The organism is Sanguibacter sp. TS_SC_8 (assembly GCF_055361235.1).
In genome coordinates, this window is record NZ_CM143955.1 from 2,633,823 (window position 1) to 2,658,603 (window position 24,781).

A 24,781-nucleotide genomic window follows, 5' to 3' on the forward strand; every position below is an offset into this window, starting at 1 on the left:
GGCGACGCTCGCCCCGGGAGTACACCGGGTGTTCACGAGCGGTTCATCGACGAGGGGCACTGTCTGTCCGTGAATACCGCCGGCGGTCCCTCTCCTGTCCCCGACGCCCTGTCCCCGCTGCTGCGCTCGGCGTCCGCGCCCGCCCCGCGCACCCTCGTGGACATCTTCACCCAGACCGTCGAGGACTTCCCCGACGCCCCGGCGCTCAACAACGGCGCGCAGGTGCTCACCTACGCCGAGTTCGCCGACGTCGCCGACGAACTGGCAGGCGAGCTGGCGGCCGCCGGGGTGGGCGTCGGTGACCGGGTCGGTGTCCGCATCGCCTCGGGGACGACCGAGCTGTACATCGCGATCATGGCCGTCCTCGTGGTCGGCGCCGCCTACGTCCCGGTCGATGCCGACGACCCCGACGAGCGCGCCCGCACCGTCTTCGCGGAGGCCGACGTCGCCGCGGTGATCGGCAACGACCTCGTCATCGCCGCGCGCCGCCCGGCCGCACCGGGCCGGGGGGCCACCCCGGGCACCGACGGCACCGACGGCACCGACGATGTGACCGGCCCCGACCTGACCGACGACGCGTGGATCATCTTCACCTCCGGGTCCACCGGGACCCCCAAGGGGGTCGCCGTCTCGCACCGCTCGGCCGCGGCCTTCGTCGACGCCGAGGCCCTGATCTTCCTGCAGGACGCCCCGCTCGGCCCGGGTGACCGGGTGATGGCCGGGCTCTCGGTCGCCTTCGACGCGAGCTGCGAGGAGATGTGGCTCGCCTGGCGCTACGGCGCGTGCCTGGTCCCCGCACCCCGGTCCCTCGTCAAGAGCGGGATGGACCTGGGTCCGTGGATGATCGCCAACGACATCACCGTCGTCTCGACCGTGCCCACCCTCGTCGCGCTCTGGCCGCCCGGCGCGCTCGACGCCGTCCGCCTGGTCATCCTCGGTGGAGAGGCCTGCCCGCCCGAGATCGGCGCGCGCCTGGCCACCTCGGGCCGGGAGCTGTGGAACACCTACGGCCCCACCGAGGCGACCGTCGTGGCCTGCGCCGCCCGGCTGACCACCGAGCCGCCGGTGCGGATCGGGCTCCCGCTCGACGGCTGGGACCTCGCCGTCGTCGACCCGGCCGGGGTGCCCGTGCCGCCCGGGGACCCCGGGGAGCTCATCATCGGCGGCGTCGGGCTGGCCCGCTACCTCGACCCGGCCAAGGACGCCGAGAAGTACGCCGCCATGCCCACCCTCGGGTGGGACCGCGCCTACCGCAGCGGGGACATCGTCAGCTTCGACGGGACCGGTCTGCTGTTCGTGGGCCGCGTGGACGACCAGATCAAGCTGGGTGGGCGGCGCGTCGAGCTCGGTGAGGTCGACAGCGCGCTGCTCTCCCTGCCCGGCGTCGAGGGTGCCGCGGCCGCGATCCGCAGCACCGGCTCCGGCAACAAGATCCTCGTCGGGTACATCACCACGACGCCGGAGTTCTCCGCGACCGCCGCGATGGACCTGCTGCGTGCGTCGATGCCGGCGGCCCTGGTCCCGCGTCTCGCGCAGGTCGAGACGCTGCCCACCCGGACGTCGGGGAAGATCGACCGCGACGCGCTCCCCTGGCCGCTGCCCGCCGTGCGCCCGACCGGCGGGCCTGCAGCCGCACCCGCCCTCACCGGCACCGCAGCCTGGCTCCAGGAGCTGTGGCTGGAGATCCTCGGCGCCGTGGTCACCTCCGGCCAGGAGGACTTCTTCGCCCTCGGCGGCGGCAGCCTCACCGCCGCCCAGCTCGTCTCCCGGCTGCGGGCCCGCTTCCCCGAGGCCACCGTCGCGGACGTCTACGAGAACCCGACGGTCGCGGCCCTGGCCACCGGCCTCGACGAGATGAGCGCACCGACCGGGCGCCAGAACACCGAGGTCTACCCCGTCCCGCGCCGGACCCAGGTGGGTCAGGTCGCCTCCTCCCTCGTGCTGCGCACGATCAGCGGGCTGCGCTGGCTCGTCTGGATCGCGGCCGTCAGCACCGTCGTGGCCGGGGTGTGGGACGCGGACTGGCTGCCGGTGGCCTCCTGGTGGGCGATCGGCGTGGGCTGGCTGGCCCTGATCTTCCCGCTCGGGCGGATGACGCTCGCGGCGCTGGGCGCACGGGTGCTGCTCGCCGGCGTCGGGCCCGGGGAGTACCCGCGGGGCGGTCGGGTGCACCTGCGGCTGTGGCTCGCGGAGCGCCTCGTCGACGAGCTCGGGGCAGCGAACCTCTCGGGCGCCGCATGGATGCCTTACTACGCCCGGGCCCTGGGCGCCACGGTCGGCTCCGACGTCGACCTGCACACGATCCCCCCGGTCACCGGTCTGCTCACCCTCGGCGACGGTTGCTCGGTGGAACCGGAGGTCGACCTGGGCGGGCACTGGCTCGACGGCGACGTGCTGCACATCGGTGCCATCACCATCGGCGCCGGCGCCCGGGTCGGTGCCCGCAGCACCCTCGTGGGAGGCGCTCGGGTGGGTGACCGCACCGAGATCGCCCCCGGCTCCGCCGTCCTGGCCGCCGCCGGCGACGACGAGTTCTGGTCGGGCGCGCCCGCACGCCGCTCAGGCACCGCCCGCGGGCCGTGGCAGACGCAGCGACCACCGCGCCGGCGCGGCTGGGTGTGGGCCTACGCCGCCATGTCCGCCCTGATCGCCGCGCTGCCCGGGCTCGCGGTCGCCGCCGTGGGCGCCCTCGTCGTGGGCACCGTGACCCAGGCCGGCTCGACCGGAGCCGCAGCGGGCCGCGCGCTCGTCCTGCTCCCGCTCGCCACGATCGCCGCCGTGATGATCCTCGCGATCGGGATCTGGGCGCTCGTGCGGCTCCTCTCGATCGGGCTGACCAGCGGCATCCACCCCGTCCAGGGGCTGCGTGCGTGGCAGGCCTGGTCCATCCTGCGGGTCCTGGACGAGGCCCGCACGTGGTTGTTCCCGCTGTACTCGAGCTCGCTCACACCCACCTGGCTGCGAGCGCTCGGCGCCCAGGTCGGCCGGGACGCGGAGGCCTCGACGGTGCTGCTCATCCCGTGCCTGACCACCGTCAACGACGGAGCGTTCCTCGCCGACGACACGATGCTCGGCATGTACGAGCTGGGCAACGGCTGGCTGCGGATCGAGACGGTGAAGATCGGCAAGCACGCCTTCGTCGGGAACTCCGGCATGACGGCCCCCGGGCGCAAGGTGCCCAAGGGCGGGCTCGTGGCCGTCCTGTCCGCAGCACCGCGCCGCACCAAGGCGAAGTCGGGCACGTCGTGGCTGGGCAGCCCGCCCACCCGCCTGCGCCGGGTCGCGGCCGTGGCCGACGTGTCCCGCACCTACGCCCCCCCGACCCGGCTGCGGGTCGCCCGGGCGCTCATCGAGGTGTGCCGGCTCGTCCCGGTCATGGTGCACGCCGCGCTGTGCCTGGCCGTGATCACCGTGCTGCTGCTCGTGGCGGGCACCGAGTCGTGGGTCGGCGGCTGGTGGGTCGCCGGGCTCGTCTCGGGTGCGCTGCTGCTCGTGGTCGGGGCGGTCGCCGCGGCGATCACCACCGCCGCGAAGTGGGCCCTGGTGGGCCGGGTCCGGGCGACCGACCACCCGCTGTGGAGCTCCTTCGTGTGGCGCAACGAGCTCGCCGACACCTTCGTCGAGGTGGTCGCCGCCCCGTTCTTCGCCCGCATCGCGGTCGGGACGCCTGTGCTCAATCTGTGGCTGCGGTCCCTCGGTGCGCGGATCGGGCGCGGGGTGTGGTGCGAGACGTACTGGCTGCCCGAGGCCGACCTCGTCGAGCTGCGCGACGGGGTGACCGTCAACCAGGGCTGCGTGGTCCAGACCCACCTCTTCCACGACAGGACGTTGAGCCTGGACACGGTCGTGCTCCGTGAAGGGTCGACCCTGGGACCGAACGGCGTCATCCTGCCGGCGGCCACCCTCGGGCGGCACGCTACTGTGGGTCCGGTGTCGTTGGTGATGAGAGGCGAGTCCGTGCCTGACAAGACCCGGTGGATCGGGAACCCGATCGGCCCCTGGGTCGACGACGAGGACAAGGCCAGCGCGCCCGGTGCCCGAGGGTGAGCGCTGCCCTCGCCCAGGACGCCGGAGACCCCTACCTCCCCGGCCACGGGGACCTGACCTTCGACGTGCTCGCCTACGACCTCGCCGTGGACTACAAGGTCGAGACGAACGCCCTGGCCGCCGTGGCGACGCTGCGCATCGTCGCCCTCGTCCCGCTCAGCCGCTTCACGCTCGACCTCTTCGGTCTGCGGGTCACCAAGCTGACCGTCGACGGCGCCCCGGCCGCCAAGTACACCCAGCGCCCGGGCCGGCTCGTGGTCAAGACCCGCACCCCGGTGGTCGCCGACCAGGAGTTCACGGTGCAGGTCACCTACACCGGGTCCCCGCGGCCGGTGCCCGGCCCGGACGGCGAGGCCGGCTGGGAAGAGCTGGCCGACGGCGTGATCGTCGCCTCCCAGCCGCACGGGGCGCCGTCGTGGTTCCCGTGCAACGACCGGCCCTCGACCAAGGCGACGTACCGGGTGGCGCTGACCACCGCCTCGGAGTACCACGTCGTGGCGAACGGGGTGCTCACCGGGACCCGGCGCAGGGCCAGCGCGACGACGTGGACCTACGAGCAGGACGAGCCGATGGCCACGTATCTGGCCACCGTGCAGATCGGGCGGTACGTGGAGCGCGTGGCCGAACCTGCGCCGTCGGGCACGGTGCCCGGTGCCCCGGGAGTGCGCCTGCGCACGGTCTTCCCACCCGCGCTGGCCGCCGGCGTGGAGTCCACCTTCGCCCGCCAGGGCGAGATGCTCACGACCTTCGCGCGGCTGTTCGGGCCCTACCCCTTCCCCGAGTACACGGTCGTGGTGACCGAGGACGTCCTGGAGATCCCGCTCGAGGCCCAGGGCCTGTCGATCTTCGGCGCCAACTTCCTCACGACCGGCTGGGACTCCCAGCGCCTCGTCGCCCACGAGCTCTCCCACCAGTGGTTCGGCAACTCCCTCACCCTCACGCACTGGCGTGACATCTGGCTGCACGAGGGTTTCGCCTGCTACGCGGAGTGGCTGTGGTCCCAGGAGTCCGGCGGGCCGGCGACCGCCCTCCAGGCGAGCGAGCACTGGGAGCGCTTGGCCGCGCTCCCCCAGGACCTGCTGCTGGGCGACCCCGGACCCGACGACATGTTCGACGACCGGGTCTACAAGCGGGGCGCGCTCACCCTGCACGCGCTGCGCCTCACGATCGGCGACGAGGCCTTCTTCCGGGTGCTGCGCGAGTGGGTCGCCCGGTTCGCCTACCGGTCGGTGACGAGCGAGGACTTCGTGTCCCTCGCCGAGGAGGTCTCGGGGGCCAGCCTGGGCCCGCTGTTCACCGCGTGGCTGGACGCCCGGGCCCTGCCTGCGCTGCCGCCAGCACGCTGACCTGCGGGTCCACCTCGGCCAGGACCGTCACCGCGAGGACGTGGCCCGTGGGGCCGGCGACGTCGTGCATCCACACCGGGACACCGGGTGGGCGCGGGGCCTCCCAGGCGAGCAGTCGAGGGGGCGCCGCCGGCTCGGTGAGCCGGATCCGCCGCAGGTCCACGGTCAGCCCGTCGCCGGTGGCCTTGACGAGGGACTCTTTGCGCACCCAGGTGATCGTCTGGTCCTCGGGTCCCCTCGAGTCTTCACGGGCGTGCAGCCCGACGGTCGCGAAGTCCCCGAACGCGGCCGCCCCGGCGCGTTCGACGTCCACCCCGACCGGTCCGGCGTCGGTCACCGCGACACAGACGAGCTCGCCCGCCCGGCTCAGGCTGACGTGCGGTCCGGCGCCGCCCGCCACGGTGGCTCGGGGCCGTCCGTGCGCGCTGCTCCCGCAGCCGGGGCACAGCCGCGTGAGGCGGACCCCGGCCGGGTCCGCGCCGCAGAACTGGCCGACGACGCGGCGCAGCAGGTCGTCGGCATGCCCTGGGGAGGCCCCCGCGCTCGACCAGGTGACGACAAGCCGAGCCGGCGTCGTGTCCCTGCCCGCTGAGGACAGTGCGGCGGTGTTCACCCAGCCAGTCTTGCAGCGGTCGCGGTGCTGCGGGGCCCTCAGTCCCAGACAGGTTCGCGCGACACACCTAGGCTCGTGGGATGAACCGTGCCTTCGTCACCGCCGATGCTGCACCGGATGGGGCCCTGGCGGCGGTCGTCGCCTCGGCCCTGGCCGCCAGCACGACCCCAGCGCTCGGGATCGCAGTGGAGACCGGGGCCTGGTCGCGGGCCGTGACCTCCGGCATCACCGATGCGCGCACGGGCGCCGACGCGCACGAGGAGACGCTCTTCCATGCCTGCTCGATGTCGAAGATGGTCACCGCCACCGGAGTGCTCCGTCTGGTCGATGCCGGTGTGCTCGACCTCGACGCAGACATCGGTGCGTATCTTCGCGGCTGGCAGCTGGACGGTACCGGCGGTCCGCCGGTCACCCTGGCGCATCTGCTCTCTCACACTTCCGGCATAGTCGACCCGGAGGGCAGCTTCGAGCCGGCCGCTGACTCCCCGCCCGTGCTCGACCTGCTGCGCGGGGACACCGCGGGGCACCCCGGACCGGTCCGGGCGATGCGCCCACCTGGCGAATTCGCCTACTCCGACGCCGGGTACTGCGTCATCGAGCACATCATCGAGACGGTCACCGGGGAGGCCTTCGCAGCTGTGCTGGACCGATGGGTGCTCGGCCCCCTCGGGCTCGAGCACACACTGTTCTGGGATCGTCCGGACGGGGCGGCCGGGGCCGACCAGACGCCGTCGGGCCGGCTCAGCGTGCGCACCTTGACTGAGGCTGCGGCGGGTCACGACAGCGCTGGTGTGACGGTCCCAGCCGGCCGGACGCACTACCCGTACCTCGCAGCGGCAGGACTGTGGTCGACGCCTTCCGACCTCGCCAGGCTCCTCTCCGATCTTCTCGCAGCCGTGGACGGGTCGCCGGTCACGGTGCTACGACCGGCGACGGCACGGCGGATGCTCTCCGCTCAGCCCGAGCACCCGTTCGCCGGTCTCGGCGTGTTCCTGGCCGGCTCAGGCTGCGGCAGCCGGGTGATCTCGCAGGGCTGGGGAGTCGGATTCCAGTGCGCCGCGACCGCGACCGTGAGTACCGGGTCGGTCGTGGTGGCGATGATCAATGCCGATCCCGGCACCGACCAGGACGGGTCGGTCGTGGGACGCAGCATGGACGCTGCGGCCGGGATTCTCCCGCACGGAGCGGAGACCTGATCACACCGCGACCGGGGTCGCCGGCTCCTGGGGCACGTCCTCCTTGCGCCCGAGCTCGCTCGGCCACCACATGTGCCGCCCGACGTCGAGGTTGAGCGCGGTCACCAGCACCGAACGGACCACGATGGTGTCGAGCAGCACCCCGAAGGCGACCGCGAAGCCCAGCTCGGCGAAGGCGACGAGCGGGAGCGTCGCCAGGACGGCGAAGGTCCCGGCGAGGACGAGGCCGGCCGAGGTGATGACGGCCCCGGTCGCGGCGAGCCCGATGAGCGCACCGCGCCGGGTGCCGAACGCCAACGACTCTTCCCGCACACGCGTCATGAGGAAGATGTTGTAGTCGATGCCCAGGGCGACGAGGAACACGAAGACGAAGAGCAGCAGGGACGGGTCGGCGCCGTCGAAGCCGAAGACGTACCGGAACACCAGCGCGCTGACTCCCATCGCGGCGGCGAAGGACAGCACCACGGTCCCCACGAGGATGAGCGGCGCGGTGATCGCCCGCAGCAGCAGGCAGAGGATGAGGAAGACGGTGGCCAGGATGATCGGGATGATGAGCCGGTTGTCGTCTGCCGAGGCCCGCTTGACGTCGAGGATGAGCGCGGTGCCGCCTCCGACGAGGGCGTCGGCGTCCGGGACCGCGTGGACCGCCTCCCGGGTGCGGTCGATCGTGTCGAAGGCCTCCTGGCTGTCCGGCTCAGAGGTGAGCGTGCCCTCCAGGTACGCGTAGTCGCCGACGATCACGGGCTCGGTGACGGAGCCCTCCTCGATCCCCTCGACGCCGACGAAGGCCTCGCGGACGGCATCGGCCTGGGCGGCGTCGGACACGACCACCACCGGAGAGCCGGCGCCGGCCGGGAAGTGCTCGGCGAGCGCCTGCTCGCCGACGATGGAGGGCTGCTCGCCGCGGAAGGACTCCGCGCTGGTCAGTCCGTTCGCGTCGAGCGTGACGATCCCGATGCTCAGGACCCCCAGGATGACGGAGGTGACCACCCAGGTGCGGCGCGGCGCGCGAGAGATCCGCTGACCCACCCGGGCCCACATCCCGTGCTCGCTGGGCTGGTCGTCGCCCAGGTGGGGCACCTTGGGCCAGAACACCCAGCGACCGAAGGCGACCAGGAGCGCCGGCAGCAGGGTGAGGGTGACCAGCAGCGCCACGACGATCCCGATCGCGGCGACCGGTCCGAGCCCGCTGGTGGACCGCATCTGCGCGAACATCAGGCAGAGCATCCCGACCGTCACGGTCGCCCCGCTCGCGATGATCGCCGGTGCCGCGCGGTGCAGGGCGAGGGACATCGCCTCGTGGCGGTCCTCGTGCCGGCGCAGCTCTTCCCGGTACCGGGCGACGAGCAGGAGGGCGTAGTCCGTCCCGGCGCCGAAGACGAGCACGGTGAGGATGCCGGCGCTCTGGGCGTTGACGGTGAGGGTGGTGTTGTCGGCGATGAGGTAGATGACCGCCTGGGAGACGGTCAGCGCGACGCCCGCGGTGATCAGCGGCAGCAGCCACAGCACGGGGCTGCGGTAGGTGAGCAGCAGGATGACGACGACGACCCCGGCGGCCGCGTAGAGCAGCGTCGACTCGATCCCTTCGAAGGCCTTGGAGGAGTCGGCGGCCTGCCCGGCCGGTCCGGTCACGTGGACCTCCATGCCGTCGGCGCCCTCCTCGGCCGTCGCCCGCAGGTCCGCGACGGCGTCGGCCGCCAGGTTCCAGCCCTCCGAGCCCAGGTCGAGCGGCACGACGACCTGGGCAGCCAGCCCGTCCTCGGACAGGATCGGGCCGGTGACCTCACCGTCGAGGGTGTCGAGGGCGCTGAAGGTCGCGACGTCGGCGGACACCTCGGCCACGTCCTGCGGGGTGAGCCCGGTCTCGCGCACGTAGACGATGACGGCGGGGATGGTGTTCGGGGAGGTGAAGCTGCTCGCGATCTCGAGCACCTCGGTCGACTCGGCGCTCGCCGGGAGCCACGACTTCGCGTCGTTCTCCTGCGCTGCGGTGAGCTTGCCGGCGAGCGGGCTCAGGACCGCGGCCATGACCACCCAGAAGGCGATGACGACCCACTTGGCGAAGGGATGGGCGATCCAGCCGGCGATACGTGACATCGTGACTCCCCGGTGCGACAGGCAGGTCAGGACCCTCCTTTTCGAGAATCCGCGCACTCTCCGGGGCTGTCAACCGGAAGAATCACCCCCGACGGCGCGCAGGTCCCGAGCGCGGGGCGTGCGGGGCGACCAGATGGTCCCGGGCCGCGGCCTCGACCACCCGGGTCACCGCGTCGAGCAGCGGCGACGCCAGGCTCCACCGCTGCCAGAAGAGCAGGACGTCCACCGGGGCGCTCGGAGCCAGCTCGACGAGCGCGCCGGAGGCGAGGTGGTCCAGGCACTGCTGCTCGGGCAGCAGACCCCAGCCCAGGCCGGTGACCACGGCCCGCGCGTACCCGTCCGAGGTCGGCACGTAGTGCCTGGGCGGTCGGGCGTCCACCGCGCCGACCTCGCGCAGGAACCGGTCCTGGAGGTCGTCCTGGCGGTCGAAGACGACCATCGGCGCCTCGCCCAGCCGGGCCAGGTCGGGGCCGCCGCCATCCCGGGTCAGCAGCTCGGGGCTGCACACCGCCCGGTACCGCATGACGCCCAGGGGCCGCGAGGTGCAGCCCTGGACGGCGTCGCCGGTCGCGGTCACGGCGGCCATGACGGTCCCGGTGCGCAGCAGGGCTGCACTGTGGTCCTGGTCCTCGCGCCGGATGTCGAAGACCACCTCCAGATCGCGGGGCACCGCGGCGAGCGCCTCGAGGAACCAGGTCGCGAGGCTGTCGGCGTTGACCGCGATCGCCATCGACGTCCGTCCTCGGTCCTGGGCCTGGAGCCCGAGCTCGGCCTCGGCGTCCCGGGCGAGCAGCAGGACCTGCCGGGCGTAGCGCAGGACCACGTCGCCGGCCGGGGTGGTGCGCACCGGGGCGGTGCGCTGCACGAGCGTCGTCCCGGCCACCTGTTCCATCGCGCGCACCCGCTGGGAGACCGCGGAGGGGGTCAGGTGCAGGCGGCGCGCGGCGGCGTCGAAGGAGCCCTCGTCGACGAGGGCCGCGAGGGTCTGGAGGTGGTCGAGCTGGAAGGCGGTCATGAAGATTCCTTCATCAAGGCAAGGAACATTCACTGTACTGCAGACGGCGACGCCCCTACCGTGGGCACGTGACCCTCACGACCACCCTCGTCCCCGCCCTCACCGGCCTGGCGACCGGCCTCGCCCTCATCGTCGCGATCGGCAGCCAGAACGCCTACGTGCTGCGCCTGGGCATCGCCGACCGGCGCCGCACCGTGCTGCCCGTGGTGCTCGTCTGCGCGGTCTCCGACGCCGCGCTCATCACCGCGGGCGCGATCGGGGTCGGGGCCGTCGTCGAGTCCGCCCCCCTCGCCCTGACGGTGGTGCGCGTGCTCGGGGCCGTCTTCCTCCTCACCTACGGCGTCCTGGCGGCGCGGTCGGCGATGCGCCCGGCGGCCCTCGCCCCCGACTCCGCACCCTCCCGCGTCCCGCTCGGCGTCGCGCTGCCCACGGTGCTCGCCCTGACCTGGCTCAACCCGCACGTCTACCTCGACACCGTCGTCTTCCTCGGCTCCGTCGCCAACCGGCAGGGCGCGGACGAGCGGTGGTGGTGGGTGGGGGGCGCCATCACCGCGAGCTTCGTGTGGTTCTTCGCGCTCGGCTTCGGCGCCCGGGTGCTACGCCCGGTCTTCGCCCGGCCGCGGTCCTGGCAGGTCCTCGACGCGATCATCGCCGTCGTCATGGTGACGCTCGGGGTGCGGATGGCCGTCTGGGGGTAAATCCCTCCCGTGTGTCACACCCTGCGGATACGCTCGACCACGGCCCTCGTCACCGCCGTCTCACCGCCGTCAGAAAGCAGCCCCGTGAAGCTCCTGCACCTCTCGCTCCGCTACGCGCGCCCGTACCGGACGTGGATCGTCGCGGTCCTCGTCCTCCAGCTGATCGCGACCATGGCCGCGCTGTACCTGCCCAGCCTCAACGCGCGCATCATCGACCAGGGCGTCGCCCTGGGCGACACGGACTTCATCTGGGCCACCGGGTGGCGGATGATCGGCGTCTGCCTCGTGCAGGTCGCCGCCGCGATCGGCGCCATCTACTTCGGTGCCCGCACCGCGATGGCCGTGGGCCGGGACCTGCGCCGCGACGTCTACCGCAAGATCGACTCCCTGGGCACCCTCGACGTGAGCCGCTTCGGCACCGCGACGCTCATCACCCGCAACACCAACGATGTCCAGCAGGTGCAGATGGTCGTGCTGCTGGCCCTGAACTTCATGGTCTCGACACCGATCATGTGCATCGGCGGCATCATCATGGCCCTGCGCGAGGACCCGGGCCTGTCGTGGCTCCTGTGGGTCTCGGTGCCGCTGCTGCTCGTGGTCGTGTCGGTGCTCGTGGTGAGGCTGCTGCCGCTGTTCCGCCAGATGCAGGACCGCATCGACACCATCAACGGCGTGCTGCGCGAGCAGATCACCGGGATCCGGGTGATCCGCGCCTTCGTCCGGGAGCCGCTCGAGTCCGAGCGCTACACCGCGGCCAACCTCGCGATCACGCGCGTCTCGGTGCGGGTGGGCAACATCTTCGTCCTCATGTTCCCGGTGATCATGATGGTGCTGCACCTGGCCACCGCCGCCGTGCTGTGGTTCGGGGGGCACCGCGTCGACGCCGGCCAGATCCAGGTCGGTGCGCTCACCGCGTTCCTGCAGTACCTGCTGCAGATCCTGGTGGCAGTCATGATGGGGATCTTCATGGTCATGGCCGTGCCGCGCGCCGTCGTCTCGGCCGAGCGGGTCGAGGAGGTCTTCGACGCCGTCCCGTCCATGCGGGCCCCGGCCGAGGGCAGCGCGGCGACGCCGACGTCGGGTGAGGTCGAGTTCCGCGACGTGACCTTCGGCTATCCGGGGGCCGAGCTGCCGGTCCTGTCCGGGGTGAGCTTCGTCGCCGAGCGCGGGCGCACGACAGCGATCGTCGGGTCGACGGGCGCGGGCAAGACGACGCTGCTCGGGCTGATCCCGCGCCTGTTCGAGGCCCAGTCCGGGACCGTGGCCATCGGCGGGGTCCCCGTCGCCGACCTCGGCCGGCACCAGCTCGCGGGCATCGTGGGCCTGGTCCCGCAGAAGCCCTACCTCTTCTCCGGCACGGTGGCCTCCAACCTGGCGTTCGGGCGCCCCGACGCGACCGAGGAGGAGATGTGGCAGGCCCTGCGGGTGGCGCAGGCCGAGGACTTCGTCCGCGCCAAGCCTGGCGCCCTCGAGGAGAAGATCGCCCAGGGCGGCACGAACGTCTCCGGCGGTCAGCGCCAGCGTCTGTGCATCGCCCGCGCCCTCGCCGCCCGACCGCTCGTCTACCTCTTCGACGACTCGTTCTCGGCCCTGGACGTCACCACGGATGCGAACCTGCGCGCGGCCCTCGCCGACGCGACAGGGGACGCGACAGTCATCATCGTCGCCCAGCGCATCTCCACGATCCGCTCGGCGGACCGCATCATCGTGCTCGACGGCGGCGTGGTCGCCGGGACGGGGACGCACGAGGAGCTGCTCGAGTCGAGCGAGACCTACCGCGAGATCGTCGAGTCTCAGCTGAGCGTGGAAGGGGTGGCCTGATGGGCCGCAGGAGCAAAGACACCAAGGTCACCAACGACACGAGCGACACGGCCGAGGAGACCGAGGTCCTCTACGAGCCGACCGAGGCGGACGGCGGCATGTTCGGGGGCGGTCCGCCCGCCCGCAAGGCTCAGCACTTCTGGCCGTCGGCCAAGCGCCTGATCGGGCTGCTGCGCCCTGAGCGTGCGCTCATGTCGTTCGTCATCGTGCTGGTGATGATCTCCGTCGTGTTCACCGTCATCGCCCCGCGGGTGCTGGGCCGGGCGATGGACGTCATCTTCACCGGCGCCCTCGGCATGTCCCTGCCGGCGGGGGTCCCGCTCGAGACGGTCGTCGCGCAGGCACGCGCCGAGGGGAACGACCGGTGGGCGGACATGCTCACCGCCGCCGAGGTCGTGCCCGGTCAGGGCATCGACTTCCTTCGGCTGCGGGACCTCATCCTCGCCGTGCTCGCGCTGTACATCGTCGCGTCCTTCCTCATGTGGGCGCAGGGGTTCCTGCTCAACAAGCTCGTCATGCGGGTGGTCTTCGAGCTGCGCGAGGACATCGAGCGCAAGATCAACCGCCTCCCGCTGCGCTACTTCGACTCCCACCAGCGCGGTGACCTCATGTCCCGGGTGACCAACGACGTCGACAACATCCAGAGCGCCCTGCAGCAGGCCTTCTCCCAGCTCGTGCAGTCGGTGATGACGGTGCTGGGCATCACCGTGATGATGTTCGTCGTGTCGTGGCAGCTCGCTCTCATCGCCCTGGTCGCCCTGCCGCTGTCCGGGATCATCGCCGGGGTGATCGGGGTGCGGTCGCAGAAGCTCTTCGCCGCGCAGTGGAAGTACACCGGGTCGCTCAACGGCCACGTCGAGGAGTCGTTGTCCGGGCTCGAGCTCGTGCGGGCCTACGGGCGCGACGAGGAGATGCTCGCCGAGTTCGACGAGCGCAACGACAAGCTCTACTCGGCGGCGTTCGGCGCCCAGTTCGTCTCCGGGATGATCATGCCGGCGATGACCTTCGTGTCCTACCTCTCCTACGTGCTCGTCGCCGTCGCCGGCGGCCTGCGCGTCGCGTCGGGGCAGATGACCCTCGGTGACGCGACCGCGTTCATCCAGTACTCCCGCGAGTTCACCCAGCCCATCTCCGAGATCGCCTCGATCGCCAACATGCTCCAGTCCGGGATCGCCTCGGCCGAGCGGACCTTCGAGCTGCTCGACGCCGAGGAGGAGGAGCCGGAGATCGCCGTCTCCAGCCTGCCGACCCGTCGCGACGGTCACGTGGAGCTGGACAACGTGTCCTTCAGCTACAGCCCGGACGAGCCGCTCATCGAGGGGCTGTCCCTGGCCGCGCAGCCGGGCCACACCATCGCGATCGTCGGCCACACCGGGGCGGGCAAGACCACCCTGGTCAACCTCATCATGCGGTTCTACGAGCTCGACGGCGGGCGCATCCTCGTCGACGGCGTCGACGTCCGTGACCTCACCCGCAGCGACCTGCGCTCCCAGGTGGGGATGGTCCTGCAGGACTCCTGGCTGTTCGAAGGCACCATCCGGGAGAACATCCGCTACGGGCGCCTGGACGCCACCGACGACGAGGTCGTCGAGGCCGCACAGGCGACCATGGTCGACCGGTTCGTCCGTCAGCTCCCGGCCGGCTACGACACGGTCGTGGACGCTGAGGGTGGGTCCATCTCGGCCGGTGAGCGCCAGCTCATCACGATCGCCCGGGCGTTCATCGCCCAGCCGTCGCTGCTCATCCTCGACGAGGCGACCAGCTCGGTCGACACCCGCACCGAGCTGCTCGTCCAGCACGCGATGGCCGCGCTGCGCACCGACCGCACGTCGTTCGTCATCGCGCACCGCCTCTCGACCATCAGGGACGCGCACACGATCCTCGTCATGGAGGCCGGACGCATCGTCGAGCAGGGGTCCCACGCCGAGCTCCTCGACCGCCGGGGCGCCTACCACGCGCTGTACCTCAGCCAGTTCCAGGGCGGGGAGGACGACGACGCGGTGGAGAAGGCCGGCGAGGTGGACCCGGTCGACGCCTAGAAGATCGCCTCGGCTGCCACGCAGGTCCCCAGGCCGAGCGCGCCCACCCCTTGGTAGAACGCCGTCGTCGCGACCTCCTCGGTGCGGGCGAAGCACGCCGGCGCCCACAGGAGCAGGTGCTCGTCGAGGAAGGAGACGAGGCCGTGCAGCGTCAGGAGCAGCGCCGCCTCGTCCGTGGCCTCGATCGCATCCAGGCCGCGGACGCACAGCGTCGAGACGAAGCCGAGCTCGAGCCCCAGGTGGTCGTCCGGTTCCTTGTTGAGCCGCGGTGCCACCAGGCCGAAGCGCGCGTAGGCGTCGCGCACCTGCAAGGTCTCCTCGTTGAACAGCAGGCCCTCCTCGGACCGGTGCACCGACTCGTACGGGGACACCTTGGCCCGGTGCGGGCCGACGTACAGCTCGTTGAAGTCGCGACCGATCACCGCAGCGTCCTCCGCGCTGGAGGCGGACTCCAGGAGCAGGCTGATGCCCCGCTGGCACGCGGGCTGGTCGGCCAGCGGCCACTGCGCCAGCAGCTCGGGTGCGCGGACCCGGCTCAGCACGTCAGGGATGGGAGCGGCCAGCAGCAGCCCGGCCAGGGCTCCGAAGCTGCCGGCGAAGTCGTCGAGGGTCGCTGCGAGCGCCTGGGTGTCGGAGGCGAGCGCGGCGACGCGGGCCTCGACCGGGCCGTCGGGTGCGGACAGGTGCACGGCGTCAGGCCTTCACTGCTTGGGCGAGGGCGGTGTGCTGGGGGTTGCCCTTGGAGATCGGCGTCGGGTGGATCTTGGTCAACGTGTTGACCGCGCCACCGACGTCGACGCCGTCCTCGTCGAGCTCGAACCACGCGCCCTGCGGGACCGAGAGCACCCCGGGCATGATGCGCGGGGTCACCCGCGCCGGGATGCGGATCCGGCCGCGCTTGTTGAAGACCTCGACGAGGTCACCTTCGGCGATCCCGCGCTCGTCGGCATCCATGGTGTTCATCCACACCATCTGGGGGTGGGCCTCCTTGAGCAGCGTGAGGTTCCCGTAGGTCGAGTGGACCCGTCCCTTGAAGTGGTGCCCGATCACCTGGAGCGGGAACTCCTTGTTCGTGCGGGCCTCGACCGGCCCTTCCCAGGTGTCGACGTGCTCGGGCAGGGCGGTGATGACGTCGCCGGGCAGCGGGTCCGGGAACTCCCACGTCTTGGCCAGCTCCCACAGGCCGCTCGAGAAGATCTCGATCTTGCCCGACGGCGTGTCGAGCGGGTTCGCCTCCGGGTCGTCGCGGAAGTCCTTGAGCGCGACCGTCAGACCCTTGGGGTCGTAGTAGCGGTAGACACCCTGCTCGCGCAGCTCGTCGAAGGTCGGGAACTCGGGGTGCTCACGCACCGTCTCCCCCTGCATCCAGCGCGCCCACTCCTCGAGCGTGCGCCCCTCGGTGAACTCCTCCTCGACGCCCATCCGCTGGGCGATCCCGACGCACATGTCGTACGCGGGCATGGAGTCGAAGAGCGGTTCGATCGCCTTCTCGGCCATGATCAGGTACGCCATGTCCCCGGAGTACTCGCTCGGGACGAGGTCCCAGCGCTCCGCGGTCGTGGTGTCGGGCAGGATGAGGTCCGCCATCTGGGTGGAGGCTGTCATCTGGTTGTCCACGACGCAGATGAACTCGCACAGGGACTCGTCGGTGAGGATCGCGCGCGTCCGGTTGATGTCGGCGTGCTGGCTGGCGAGCATGTTCCCGCCGTACTGGAGCATGAACTTGATGCCGACGTCGAGCTTGTCCTTGCCGCGGACGCCGTCCTTGAGCGCTGTCAGCTCCGGACCGCGCTCGATGGCGTCGGTCCAGCCGAACATCGAGATCTGGGTCTTGACCGGGTTCTCCCCGTTGGGGAACCAGCTGGTGATCGGCCAGTAGTAGCCCTCACGCCCGCCGGTGCCGCCGCCGGGGATTCCGACGTTGCCGGTCATCGCGGCGAGCGTGTAGATCGCGCGCGCCTGGTTCTCGCCGTTGGCGTGGCGCTGGGGTCCCCACCCCTGGGTGATGTTCGCGGCCTTCGCGTTGGCGAGGTCGCGGGCGAAGCCGACGATCTGCCGTTCGGTGACCCCGGTGATCTGCGCCGCCCAGGCGGGGGTCTTCTCGATCCCGTCCGGTCCCAGGCCCATGACGTAGGAGTGGTAGGAGTGCCCCGCCGGGACGCCGTCGGGCATGTGGGCCTCGTCGAAGCCCTGGCAGTACGTGTCCAGGAACGCCTGGTCGTGCAGGTTCTCGCTGATCATGACGTGGGCCATCCCGGCCACGAGCGCGGCGTCCGAGCCGGGCCGGGGGGCGAGCCACTCGTCCGCCAGGACCGCGGCGGAGTCCGAGTGACGGGGGTCGACCACGACGATCTTGAGCTTGTTGTTCTTCATCGCCGCGTTCGAGGTGAACGTGTTGCCGCCCCCGGACATGCGCGTCTCCTGGGGGTTGTTGCCCCACAGGACGAGCATGTCGGAGTTGGTGACGCTGTCCTCGAAGCTGTTCGAGATCTGCTCGTCCGGTGCCCCGTAGTGGTACTGGGTGACGGTGAGGATCTGCGCGTAGCTGTAGTTCCCGTAGTAGCTGAGGAACCCGCCGAGCAGGTTGAACAGGCGCGGCCACCCACCGCTGTAGGCGAGGTGAGCGTTCCACACCCCTGATCCGTAGTTCTTGTAGATCGCCTCGTTGCCAAAGGTGTCGATGGTGTGCCTGAGCTTGTCGGCGAAGAGGTCGAGCGCCTCGTCCCAGGAGATCGGCTCGTACTGCCCGCTGCCGCGGGGGCCGACCCTCTTGAGCGGGGTCTTGATGCGGTCCGGGTTGTAGATGCGCTGGCGCATGTTGCGTCCACGGACGCAGGCGCGGATCTGGCGGGTGAGCAGTCCGTCGTCGCCGGTGTTGTCGGGAAGGACTCGCACGATCGTGCCGTCCTTGACCTCGTATCGCAGCGGGCAGCGCGAACCGCAGTTGACCACGCACGCGGACCACACGGTGCGGTCGACCCGTGAGCCGGTGGCGTGCGCCGCGTTCTCCTCACCGATCCCGGGCAGCACCCCGAAGTACGCACCGGCCCCGATCGTCGCTGCCCCACCACCCACTGCGGCGGACCACTTCAGGAACGAGCGGCGTGGGGTGCCGTCCTGGGTGGGGCGGGCGTCGATCGCAGAGTCGGGCATGAATCCTCCGGGGGGCTTCGTCGCTGAAGAACGGGCGTCTCCGTCCAATCTAGGCACGCGAACCTGCACTCCTGAGGGCCGAAGGTCCCTCTGCAACGCGCCGGTTTGAGTGGTAAAGGCAAGTGGTGCGGCTCCTCCCCCGACGCTGGGGCCTACGAGGCCAGGCGCGAGCTCCCGTCGGAGCCGGTGGTGTCCCCGTCAAGCTCGGGCTGGTGGATCTCGGCCCACACCGCATCGAGGGAGAGGCCGAGGACGCCGGCGATCGCCGCGATGGTCGGGAAGGCGGGGGTCGCCACGCGGCCCGTCTCGATCTTGCGGAGGGTCTCCGGGGAGACGTGCGCCGCGAGGGCGGTCTCGAGCATCGAACGTTCTCCCCGGGCGCGGCGCAACAGGGCGCCGAGGCGCTGTCCGCGCTGGACCTCTGCGGGAGTGAGCGGGAGTCTGACCATGGCCCCAATTCTAGTACCGGGATAGTATGGCCGGGATAGTTATTGGAAGGACGCGAAGGGCGCCGCATGATCGAGATCCTCAACCCCCCCGAGCTGGCTCAAGCACGGGAGACCGGCGCCCTCGTGGCGCACATCCTGCAGACGCTCAAGACCCGCAGCGCGGTGGGCACGAACCTCTTGGACATCGACCGGTGGGCGCGCGCCATGATTCTCGAGGCCGGAGCGCAGTCCTGCTACGTCGACTACGCTCCGTCGTTCGGGCGCGGGCCGTTCGGCCACTACATCTGCACGTCCGTCAACGACGGCGTGCTCCACGGCCTGCCGCACGACTACACCCTCGCCGACGGCGACCTGCTGACGCTCGACCTCGCCGTCTCCTCGGGCGGCATCGCCGCAGACTCGGCCATCAGCTTCGTCGTGGGCGACTCACGCCCCCCGGAGAGCCTCGCGATGATCGAGGCGACCCAGCACGCACTCGCCGCCGGGATCGCCGTCGCGCGCCCCGGGGCGCGCATCGGCGACATCTCCCACGCCATCGGCACGGTCCTGGGTGAGGCCGGGTACCCGGTCAACACCCAGTTCGGCGGGCACGGCATCGGCTCGACCATGCACCAGGACCCGCACGTGCCCAACACCGGACGGCCCGGACGGGGCTACACGCTGCGCCCCGGCCTGCTCCTCGCGCTGGAGCCGTGGGTCATGGTCGACACCGCCGACCTCGTCACCGATGCCGACGGGTGGACGCTGCGCAGCGCGACCGGCTGCCGGACCGCACACAGCGAGCACACGATCGCCATCACCGACGACGGTGCCGAGATCCTCACTCTGCCGGTGCCGCCGCGCTCGTGAGGCGTCGGCGCCGGCGGCGGAGCGTCGTCGCGGCCCACGCGTAGTGGCTCGACGTCGCCGAGACGAAGTAGGACCCGAGCGAGGTGCTGCCCGTCCACGGGTAGTGCTTCTTCTCGAAGAGCTCGTCGTCGGTGTGGGAGCCGATGATCGCCCGGAGCCGGGCGTGGGTCTCGATCAGCCCCTCGCGCACCTCCTGCTCGGTGGTGTCCTGGTAGCGCGCCCAGATCTCCGCGTTGAGAGCCGGCAGCGTGCGCCAGGTGTGCCCGGGGGCGGGCATCGCGGGCGGGCGGCCGGCCATCCCGTCGGCATACCAGGTGAGCATCATCCGCTGCCACTCGCGCAGGTGCGCGACGACGTCGCGCACGCAGTGGTCGCGGTCGTCGGGCTCGTCCCACCAGGTGCCCTCGGGGAGCTCGGCGGCCAGGTCCCACACCGCCTGGAGACCGTCCTCGTTCGCGCGGAGCAGCTCGTCCTTGGTCGTCGGTCGCGACATGATCCACCTCCCTCTCGACACTAACCACGCAGCGTTTCCGGCGGTCGGGACCTAGGACCTGGCGTCTGGCGCGCTGCGAACCTAGGATCCGAGCAATGCTCCCGTCCCCTGACCTCGGGTCCCTCGCACCGCCCGACCTCCGCGTCCACCTCCTCGCCGGATCGGGGCTGCCCGGCCCGCGCGCCAACCTCTCCCTCGTCGACCGGTGCGCCGCCGAGGTGGACCTCCCCACCCTGCGCCAGCTGGCCGACGACGCCGACGAGTACCTGGCCATGTGCGGCACCGCGGGCGTCGCCCGCGCGATCGCCGGCACCGAGGTCGGGTCCGAGGCCTTCACCTCGCTCCTGGCGATCCTCGCGGCGCGCGCCGGCGACGACCGGTGGCGGGTCCGCGAGGCCGTCGCCCGAGGCCTGCAGCTCGCCGCAGACCTCATCAGAGCCGAGGCCCCCGCGCTGGCGGACCCCGCGTCACCGGTCGCAGCCGCTCTCTCGACGTGGATGCGTTCCGGGGACCCCCGGCTCGTGCGGGCGGCCCTCGCCACGGTCTGCGAACCTCGACTGCTCCGCGCCCCCGAGGCGGCCGCCGTCGCCCTCGACGCCTGCGGCCGGGCCACTGCGCTGGTCGCCGCCGCGGACACGGCGACCCGCCGCACCAACGCCTGGGCGTCGCTGCGCACGACCCTCGAGTACGCCTGGAGCGTCGCCGTGGCCGCTGACCCCGTCGCCGGCCTGCCGGTCTTCCGGCGCCTCGAGGACGACCCGTCACCGGTGGTCCAGGCCCTCGCCCGGAAGAACCTCACCCGCTCCCGCCTCGCGACGATCATCGACCGGGCTCCGGGTCCACCGGCTCCGCCAGGCAGGTAGCGTGGAAGCCCACACCCAGCCCGACGTCGAAGGAGGCCGCGCACCATGGCGGTCCGCGCTCTGCAGGAGACCGACCTGTACCCACCGGTCAAGGCGTTCCTGGAGGGTCTCGGCTACGAGGTCAAGGGAGAGGTCAAGGACTGCGACGTGACCGCCGTGCGCGGTGAGGAGCTCGTCGTCGTGGAGCTGAAGACCGGGTTCACCATCGAGCTGCTGTTCCAGGCGTCTCGCCGCCAGCTCGTCGCGGACGGCGTGTACGTGGCGATCCCGCTGCCCAAGGGCGGGTACCGGGCCCCGCGCCACGACGACATCGTCCGGCTGTGCCGGCGCCTGGAGATCGGGCTGCTGTTCGTCGCGTTCACCGAGGCCGGCGTCGGGCAGGTGGACGCCGCCGTCCACCCCGCCCCCGCCCGGGCGGTGCGCACCAACGTCAGGAAGCGGCTCGCGGTGCTCACCGAGCACACCGGGCGCACCGGCAGCCGCAACGCCGGAGGCGTCGTCCGACGCCGCATCCTCACCGTCTACAAGGAGCGCAGCCTGGCGATCGTGGCCATCCTCGCCGCCCACGGCGAGCTCACCACCACCCAGATCCGGGCGCTCGGCGGTCCCGACACCACCTCCGCGATCCTGGCCCGCAACTACTACTCGTGGTTCGCCAAGGGTGCCCCGCGCCACCACACCGCCACCGAGGCCGGGGTCGCTGCGCTGGCCGAGCATGCGGACCTCTTTGCCGTCGTCCCGGCGGACCCTCAGGGCCCGGCCCGCTAGAGTGGACGGTGCCATGGACAACAAACTGAACCCGCACCCCGACATCCCCCTCGACCTGCCCACCGGCGAGCGCATCCAAGCCGCCATCGCGCACTACAGCGAGCAGGTCGTCGAGCAGAAGGCCATCGCGCTGCTGCGCGGAGAGAACGCCGGCAAGGACTTCCTCCTCTACGCCGGTGGTCGCCACGGGCTCGGCATCCTCGATGGTGCACCCCCGCTGTACTGGCCCGAGCTCTGGGGCGCCCGCGCCCTGCTGTTCGTCTGGGACAACTCTGCGGCCCCGCTCATCGTCAACGGGCTGGGCAACCGCGCCTGGCGCGTGCGCGAGATGTGCGCCCGGGTCGTCCTCGAGCGCGACATCCCCGCCGCACCCCAGCTGGTGCGCCTGGCAAACGACGAGAACCCGCGCGTCCGCTCCGCCGCCCTGCGCGCCCTCGCTGCCCAAGGCACCGCCGAGCACCAGTCGACCATCGCCCAGCACTTCAGCGATCGCGACAAGTCGGTCCGCCCGATCGCCCAGCAGGCCCGCGACACGCTCGCGGCGCGGCTGAGCGAGCCGTCGGCGTAGTCGGTCTGGTCGGTCTACGGGTTCGCCCGACCACTCGCAGCCCGGATCACCGCGACCGGAACGACCGCCAGCACCGCGATCACGGCGACCGCCCCAGCGAGGCCCCCGTACATCGCCCAGTCCACGGTCGGCACCGGGGTGCCGAGGAGGCCGTAGCTCGCCCCGACCAGTGCTGGCACCACCGCGATCGTGCCGATCAGCCACGCCACCCCCACCACGAAGGCCGACTCGACGGCGACCATGACGTTCAGCTGGCGCCCGGTGGCGCCGGTGCGCCGCAGCAGCGCGAACTCACCGCCCCGCTGGGCGGTGAGCATGGCCAAGGTGTTCGCCGCGGCGAGACCGACGAAGGCGAGCAGCGCGAGCAGGAGGACGGCGGAGAGGTTCTGCTGAGCGGCGCCAGCGCTCGTCGCCTCCTCGATGTAGGCCGCGGTGGGCTGGACGCTCAGGCCCATCGCGCCGATGCGGGCTTGGACGTCACTGGTCGCGCCAGGCTCAACCCTGATGAAGAGGGCATCGGGCACGGTGGCGACGCCGTGCGCCTGCACCGTGCCCTCGCCGATGAGGTGGTCGCCGAAGCCGAGCGCGCGGTCGTACACGGCGACGATCGTCGCGGTGGCCTCTGTGCCGTTGGCGTACCGCATCTCGACGGTGTCGCCGACCCCCTTGCCGGTGCCGAAGGTCGCGTCGCTCCCGAGAGCGATCGTGTCGACGCCGTCGAGGTCGGCCAGTGAGCCGGTCCGCACCTGCGGGTCGATCACGGAGGTCGTGGTGCCGGTCGGCAGGACGCGCAGCGCAGCGCGCTCCCAGGAGAACGCGCTGAGGGCTGGGATGTCCTCGTCGTCGGCCTCGATCTTCACCTCGGCCGCCACGAAGCCTGTGCTCATGGCTGCCGCCACGCCCGGGATCTGCGCGGTCGCGGCCACCTCGTCGGGGGTCGTGCCGCGGGACACATCGACCACCAGGTCCGCGTGCAGCCCGTCCTCGAGCTGCATGCCGGACGCCGCGACGGCGGTCTTGTCGACCCCCGACTGCACGGTCCCGAGCGCCAGCAGCAGCGCGAGCGGCACGATCGCCGTGGTGAGGCGCCGGGAGAACCCGCGGGCGTTGGCCATGGCCAGGTGCCCGCTCGACCATCCCAGCGGCCGCGAGAGTCGCACCGCTTGCTCAGCCACCCACGAGACGACCACCGGCCCCGCCAGAGCACCCGCGGTGATGAGCAGGAACGCAGAGCTCGCACCGGCGGCGCTGCCCATCATGCCGGGAACGACGAACGGGACCACGGCGACGGCGAGGCCGGCCCCGGCGAACCAGAGCGCCGTGATCCGCCGCCCCTTGCCGAGGGCCGAGGGCTCCACCTCGCTCTGCGTCACCGCCGCGGTGGGGCTCGTGCGGACGGCGTCCCGGCCGGCAAGCCGCGCAGCCAGCACCCCGGTGGGCACGAGCAGGGCGAGGGTCGCGAGGACGGGCAGCGGGGAGAGGGTGAGCTCATACCCTGCAGGGACGATACCGTTCGACACGAGCAGCGGGGCCATCAGCCGTGCTGCGACTAGACCCGGCACGGCGCCGAGCGGCCCCGCGACGGCGAACACGAGGAGCACCTCCCCGGTGACCAAGCTTCGCACCTGGGCGCCGGTCGCACCGACGGCCCTCAGCAGCGCGAACTCGCGGCGGCGTTGCCGGAGCGCGGCGGCGATGGTCGAGGAGACCATGAGGACCACGACGAAGATCGTCGTCCCCGCGAAGGAGGCCGCGACCGTGGTGAGCAGCACCCCGTCTCCGCCGGGCCGGCTCGACCCGAGGCTGGTGCGCAGCCCGGACTCCATGAGGACCCCCGTCGCGGTCAGCAGCGCGGAGGCGAGCAGGACGATGACGAAGCTGCCCAGCATGCTGGTTCGGTGGGCGCGGGCGGAGGAACGGGCGAAGGACCACATCGTCATCACCGCCCCAGCGTCAGGAGGAGCGTGGTGATCTGCTCGGCGGTCGGTGACTCGAGGTGCCCCACCACGCGCCCGTCGGCCAGGAACAGCACCTGGTCGGCGACCGCGGCCACGCGGGCGTCGTGGGTGACGAGCACCAGCGTCTGCCCGAGGCTCTGTGCGGTGCCCCGCAGCACGTCGAGGATCTGCTCCCCGGTGCGGGAGTCGAGTGCACCGGTCGGCTCGTCGGCGAAGACCACCGTGGGCCGGGTGACCAGGGCCCGGGCGATCGCGACCCGCTGGGCCTGGCCTCCGGACAGCTGACCGGGCAGCCGGTCCTCCATCCCTTGCAGCCCGACGGCGTGCAGCAGCTGGTCCTGCCAGACGGGGTCCGGGCGCCGGCCGTCGAGCAGCAGCGGGAGCTGCACGTTCTCCGCGACGGTGAGGTGCCCGATGAGGTTGTAGGCCTGGAAGACGAAGCCGACGCGTCGCCGCCGGAAGCGCGTCAGAGCGTCGGGTGACATCGCGGTGAGGTCATCGTCGCCGACGATCACCTGGCCGCTGGTGGGTGTGTCCAGGCCGGCAGCGCAGTTGAGGAAGGTGGACTTCCCCGACCCGGACGGCCCCATGACCGCGGTGAACGATCCCGGCTGGAGCGCCACCGACACCGAGCGCAGCGCCTCGGTCTCACCGAGTCCGTTCGGGTACGTCTTGCGGACCTGCACGAGCCGGACGGCCGTGTGGGTGCCGGGAGGGGCGAGGGACGACGGGGCGAAGACTGCTGCGGCGGCCATGACGGCACTCCTTGAGAGTCGCGAGCGACGGGGCGGATCCCGTCGCTCTCGAC

General features: G+C 71.8%; 19 protein-coding genes. 10 read left to right on the top strand and 9 right to left on the bottom strand.

Annotation, left to right across the window (positions count from 1 at the left end; genetic code table 11):
• Positions 1–69 precede the first annotated feature (69 nt).
• On the top strand, positions 70–4,047 hold the full coding sequence (locus ACWA15_RS11960; protein WP_464055503.1) for a Pls/PosA family non-ribosomal peptide synthetase: 3,978 nt from the start codon (positions 70–72) through the stop codon (positions 4,045–4,047).
• Positions 4,044–5,393 (top strand): M1 family metallopeptidase, encoded by a 1,350-nt coding sequence (locus ACWA15_RS11965; protein WP_464055504.1) that lies wholly within the window; start codon positions 4,044–4,046, stop codon positions 5,391–5,393. The genes ACWA15_RS11960 and ACWA15_RS11965 overlap by 4 nt, the downstream gene beginning before the upstream one ends.
• Here ACWA15_RS11965 and ACWA15_RS11970 read toward each other — a convergent pair.
• Entirely contained in the window at positions 5,341–6,006 is a 666-nt protein-coding gene (locus ACWA15_RS11970; RefSeq protein WP_464055505.1) for a 4'-phosphopantetheinyl transferase family protein, read from the bottom strand. The two genes, ACWA15_RS11965 and ACWA15_RS11970, sit on opposite strands and share 53 nt — an antisense overlap.
• Before the next feature lie 80 nt (positions 6,007–6,086).
• Between ACWA15_RS11970 and ACWA15_RS11975 the strand changes: the two genes are divergently transcribed.
• The gene (locus ACWA15_RS11975; protein ID WP_464055506.1) at positions 6,087–7,202 is read left to right on the top strand and encodes a serine hydrolase domain-containing protein; all 1,116 of its coding nucleotides are present in this window, start codon (positions 6,087–6,089) and stop codon (positions 7,200–7,202) included.
• On the opposite strand, the gene ACWA15_RS11980 is transcribed toward ACWA15_RS11975, so the two are convergent.
• Both ACWA15_RS11980 and ACWA15_RS11985 read right to left on the bottom strand, forming a co-directional pair.
• The gene (locus ACWA15_RS11980) at positions 7,203–9,299 is read right to left on the bottom strand and encodes an MMPL family transporter (protein WP_464055507.1); all 2,097 of its coding nucleotides are present in this window, start codon (positions 9,297–9,299) and stop codon (positions 7,203–7,205) included. It lies immediately after the preceding gene.
• Positions 9,300–9,381: 82 nt separating this feature from the next.
• On the bottom strand, positions 9,382–10,314 hold the full coding sequence (locus ACWA15_RS11985; protein ID WP_464055508.1) for a LysR family transcriptional regulator ArgP: 933 nt from the start codon (positions 10,312–10,314) through the stop codon (positions 9,382–9,384).
• 68 nt (positions 10,315–10,382) lie between these two features.
• Between ACWA15_RS11985 and ACWA15_RS11990 the strand changes: the two genes are divergently transcribed.
• The 3 genes from ACWA15_RS11990 to ACWA15_RS12000 all read left to right on the top strand — a co-directional run bounded on the left by ACWA15_RS11990 (position 10,383) and on the right by ACWA15_RS12000 (position 14,872).
• Positions 10,383–11,012: a LysE/ArgO family amino acid transporter gene (locus tag ACWA15_RS11990; protein WP_464055509.1), complete on the top strand. Its 630-nt coding sequence runs from the start codon at positions 10,383–10,385 to the stop codon at positions 11,010–11,012.
• Positions 11,013–11,096: 84 nt separating this feature from the next.
• Positions 11,097–12,833, top strand: coding sequence for an ABC transporter ATP-binding protein (locus ACWA15_RS11995; RefSeq protein ID WP_464055511.1), 1,737 nt, complete (start codon positions 11,097–11,099; stop codon positions 12,831–12,833).
• Positions 12,833–14,872 carry an ABC transporter ATP-binding protein gene (locus ACWA15_RS12000; protein ID WP_464055513.1) on the top strand — a complete coding sequence of 680 codons (2,040 nt, stop codon included), beginning with the start codon at positions 12,833–12,835 and terminating at the stop codon, positions 14,870–14,872. The genes ACWA15_RS11995 and ACWA15_RS12000 overlap by 1 nt, the downstream gene beginning before the upstream one ends.
• Here ACWA15_RS12000 and ACWA15_RS12005 read toward each other — a convergent pair.
• The 3 genes from ACWA15_RS12005 to ACWA15_RS12015 form a co-directional block, all read right to left on the bottom strand.
• On the bottom strand, positions 14,869–15,561 hold the full coding sequence (locus ACWA15_RS12005; RefSeq protein WP_464055514.1) for a TorD/DmsD family molecular chaperone: 693 nt from the start codon (positions 15,559–15,561) through the stop codon (positions 14,869–14,871). The genes ACWA15_RS12000 and ACWA15_RS12005 overlap by 4 nt on opposite strands.
• A 4-nt stretch (positions 15,562–15,565) precedes the next feature.
• On the bottom strand, positions 15,566–18,025 hold the full coding sequence (locus ACWA15_RS12010; RefSeq protein WP_464055515.1) for a DMSO/selenate family reductase complex A subunit: 2,460 nt from the start codon (positions 18,023–18,025) through the stop codon (positions 15,566–15,568).
• 152 nt (positions 18,026–18,177) lie between these two features.
• Positions 18,178–18,474: a helix-turn-helix domain-containing protein gene (locus ACWA15_RS12015; RefSeq protein WP_464055517.1), complete on the bottom strand. Its 297-nt coding sequence runs from the start codon at positions 18,472–18,474 to the stop codon at positions 18,178–18,180.
• A gap of 66 nt (positions 18,475–18,540) precedes the next feature.
• Between ACWA15_RS12015 and map the strand changes: the two genes are divergently transcribed.
• Positions 18,541–19,323, top strand: coding sequence for a type I methionyl aminopeptidase (gene map, locus ACWA15_RS12020; RefSeq protein WP_464055519.1), 783 nt, complete (start codon positions 18,541–18,543; stop codon positions 19,321–19,323).
• Here the strand turns inward: map and ACWA15_RS12025 are convergent.
• The gene (locus ACWA15_RS12025; RefSeq protein ID WP_464055520.1) at positions 19,295–19,816 is read right to left on the bottom strand and encodes a ClbS/DfsB family four-helix bundle protein; all 522 of its coding nucleotides are present in this window, start codon (positions 19,814–19,816) and stop codon (positions 19,295–19,297) included. The genes map and ACWA15_RS12025 overlap by 29 nt on opposite strands.
• A 95-nt stretch (positions 19,817–19,911) precedes the next feature.
• Between ACWA15_RS12025 and ACWA15_RS12030 the strand changes: the two genes are divergently transcribed.
• The 3 genes from ACWA15_RS12030 to ACWA15_RS12040 are packed head-to-tail and all read left to right on the top strand — an operon-like array spanning position 19,912 to position 22,015.
• Positions 19,912–20,679, top strand: a complete 768-nt coding sequence (locus tag ACWA15_RS12030; RefSeq protein WP_464055521.1) for a hypothetical protein — start codon at positions 19,912–19,914, stop codon at positions 20,677–20,679.
• A 45-nt stretch (positions 20,680–20,724) separates the two neighbouring features.
• The gene (locus ACWA15_RS12035; protein ID WP_464055522.1) at positions 20,725–21,447 is read left to right on the top strand and encodes a DUF2161 family putative PD-(D/E)XK-type phosphodiesterase; all 723 of its coding nucleotides are present in this window, start codon (positions 20,725–20,727) and stop codon (positions 21,445–21,447) included.
• A gap of 13 nt (positions 21,448–21,460) precedes the next feature.
• Positions 21,461–22,015 (top strand): HEAT repeat domain-containing protein, encoded by a 555-nt coding sequence (locus ACWA15_RS12040; RefSeq protein WP_464055523.1) that lies wholly within the window; start codon positions 21,461–21,463, stop codon positions 22,013–22,015.
• 14 nt (positions 22,016–22,029) lie between these two features.
• On the opposite strand, the gene ACWA15_RS12045 is transcribed toward ACWA15_RS12040, so the two are convergent.
• Positions 22,030–23,955 (bottom strand): FtsX-like permease family protein, encoded by a 1,926-nt coding sequence (locus tag ACWA15_RS12045; RefSeq protein WP_464059493.1) that lies wholly within the window; start codon positions 23,953–23,955, stop codon positions 22,030–22,032.
• Entirely contained in the window at positions 23,955–24,728 is a 774-nt protein-coding gene (locus ACWA15_RS12050) for an ABC transporter ATP-binding protein (RefSeq protein ID WP_464055524.1), read from the bottom strand. Before ACWA15_RS12050 ends, ACWA15_RS12045 begins: the two co-directional genes overlap by 1 nt.
• Between the last annotated feature and the right edge of the window lie 53 nt (positions 24,729–24,781).

What these genes read in the sequence shown, in the direction of transcription:
- ACWA15_RS12045 (WP_464059493.1), bottom strand. Translation starts at nt 23,955, where the DNA reads ATGACGATGTGGTCCTTCGCCCGTTCCTCCGCCCGCGCCCACCGAACC.
- ACWA15_RS12050 (WP_464055524.1), bottom strand. Translation starts at nt 24,728, where the DNA reads ATGGCCGCCGCAGCAGTCTTCGCCCCGTCGTCCCTCGCCCCTCCCGGC.
- ACWA15_RS12000 (WP_464055513.1), top strand. Translation starts at nt 12,833, where the DNA reads ATGGGCCGCAGGAGCAAAGACACCAAGGTCACCAACGACACGAGCGAC.
- ACWA15_RS12015 (WP_464055517.1), bottom strand. Translation starts at nt 18,474, where the DNA reads ATGGTCAGACTCCCGCTCACTCCCGCAGAGGTCCAGCGCGGACAGCGC.
- ACWA15_RS12025 (WP_464055520.1), bottom strand. Translation starts at nt 19,816, where the DNA reads ATGTCGCGACCGACGACCAAGGACGAGCTGCTCCGCGCGAACGAGGAC.
- ACWA15_RS11985 (WP_464055508.1), bottom strand. Translation starts at nt 10,314, where the DNA reads ATGACCGCCTTCCAGCTCGACCACCTCCAGACCCTCGCGGCCCTCGTC.
- ACWA15_RS11975 (WP_464055506.1), top strand. Translation starts at nt 6,087, where the DNA reads ATGAACCGTGCCTTCGTCACCGCCGATGCTGCACCGGATGGGGCCCTG.
- map (WP_464055519.1), top strand. Translation starts at nt 18,541, where the DNA reads ATGATCGAGATCCTCAACCCCCCCGAGCTGGCTCAAGCACGGGAGACC.
- ACWA15_RS12040 (WP_464055523.1), top strand. Translation starts at nt 21,461, where the DNA reads ATGGACAACAAACTGAACCCGCACCCCGACATCCCCCTCGACCTGCCC.
- ACWA15_RS11980 (WP_464055507.1), bottom strand. Translation starts at nt 9,299, where the DNA reads ATGTCACGTATCGCCGGCTGGATCGCCCATCCCTTCGCCAAGTGGGTC.
- ACWA15_RS12030 (WP_464055521.1), top strand. Translation starts at nt 19,912, where the DNA reads ATGCTCCCGTCCCCTGACCTCGGGTCCCTCGCACCGCCCGACCTCCGC.
- ACWA15_RS12010 (WP_464055515.1), bottom strand. Translation starts at nt 18,025, where the DNA reads ATGCCCGACTCTGCGATCGACGCCCGCCCCACCCAGGACGGCACCCCA.
- ACWA15_RS12035 (WP_464055522.1), top strand. Translation starts at nt 20,725, where the DNA reads ATGGCGGTCCGCGCTCTGCAGGAGACCGACCTGTACCCACCGGTCAAG.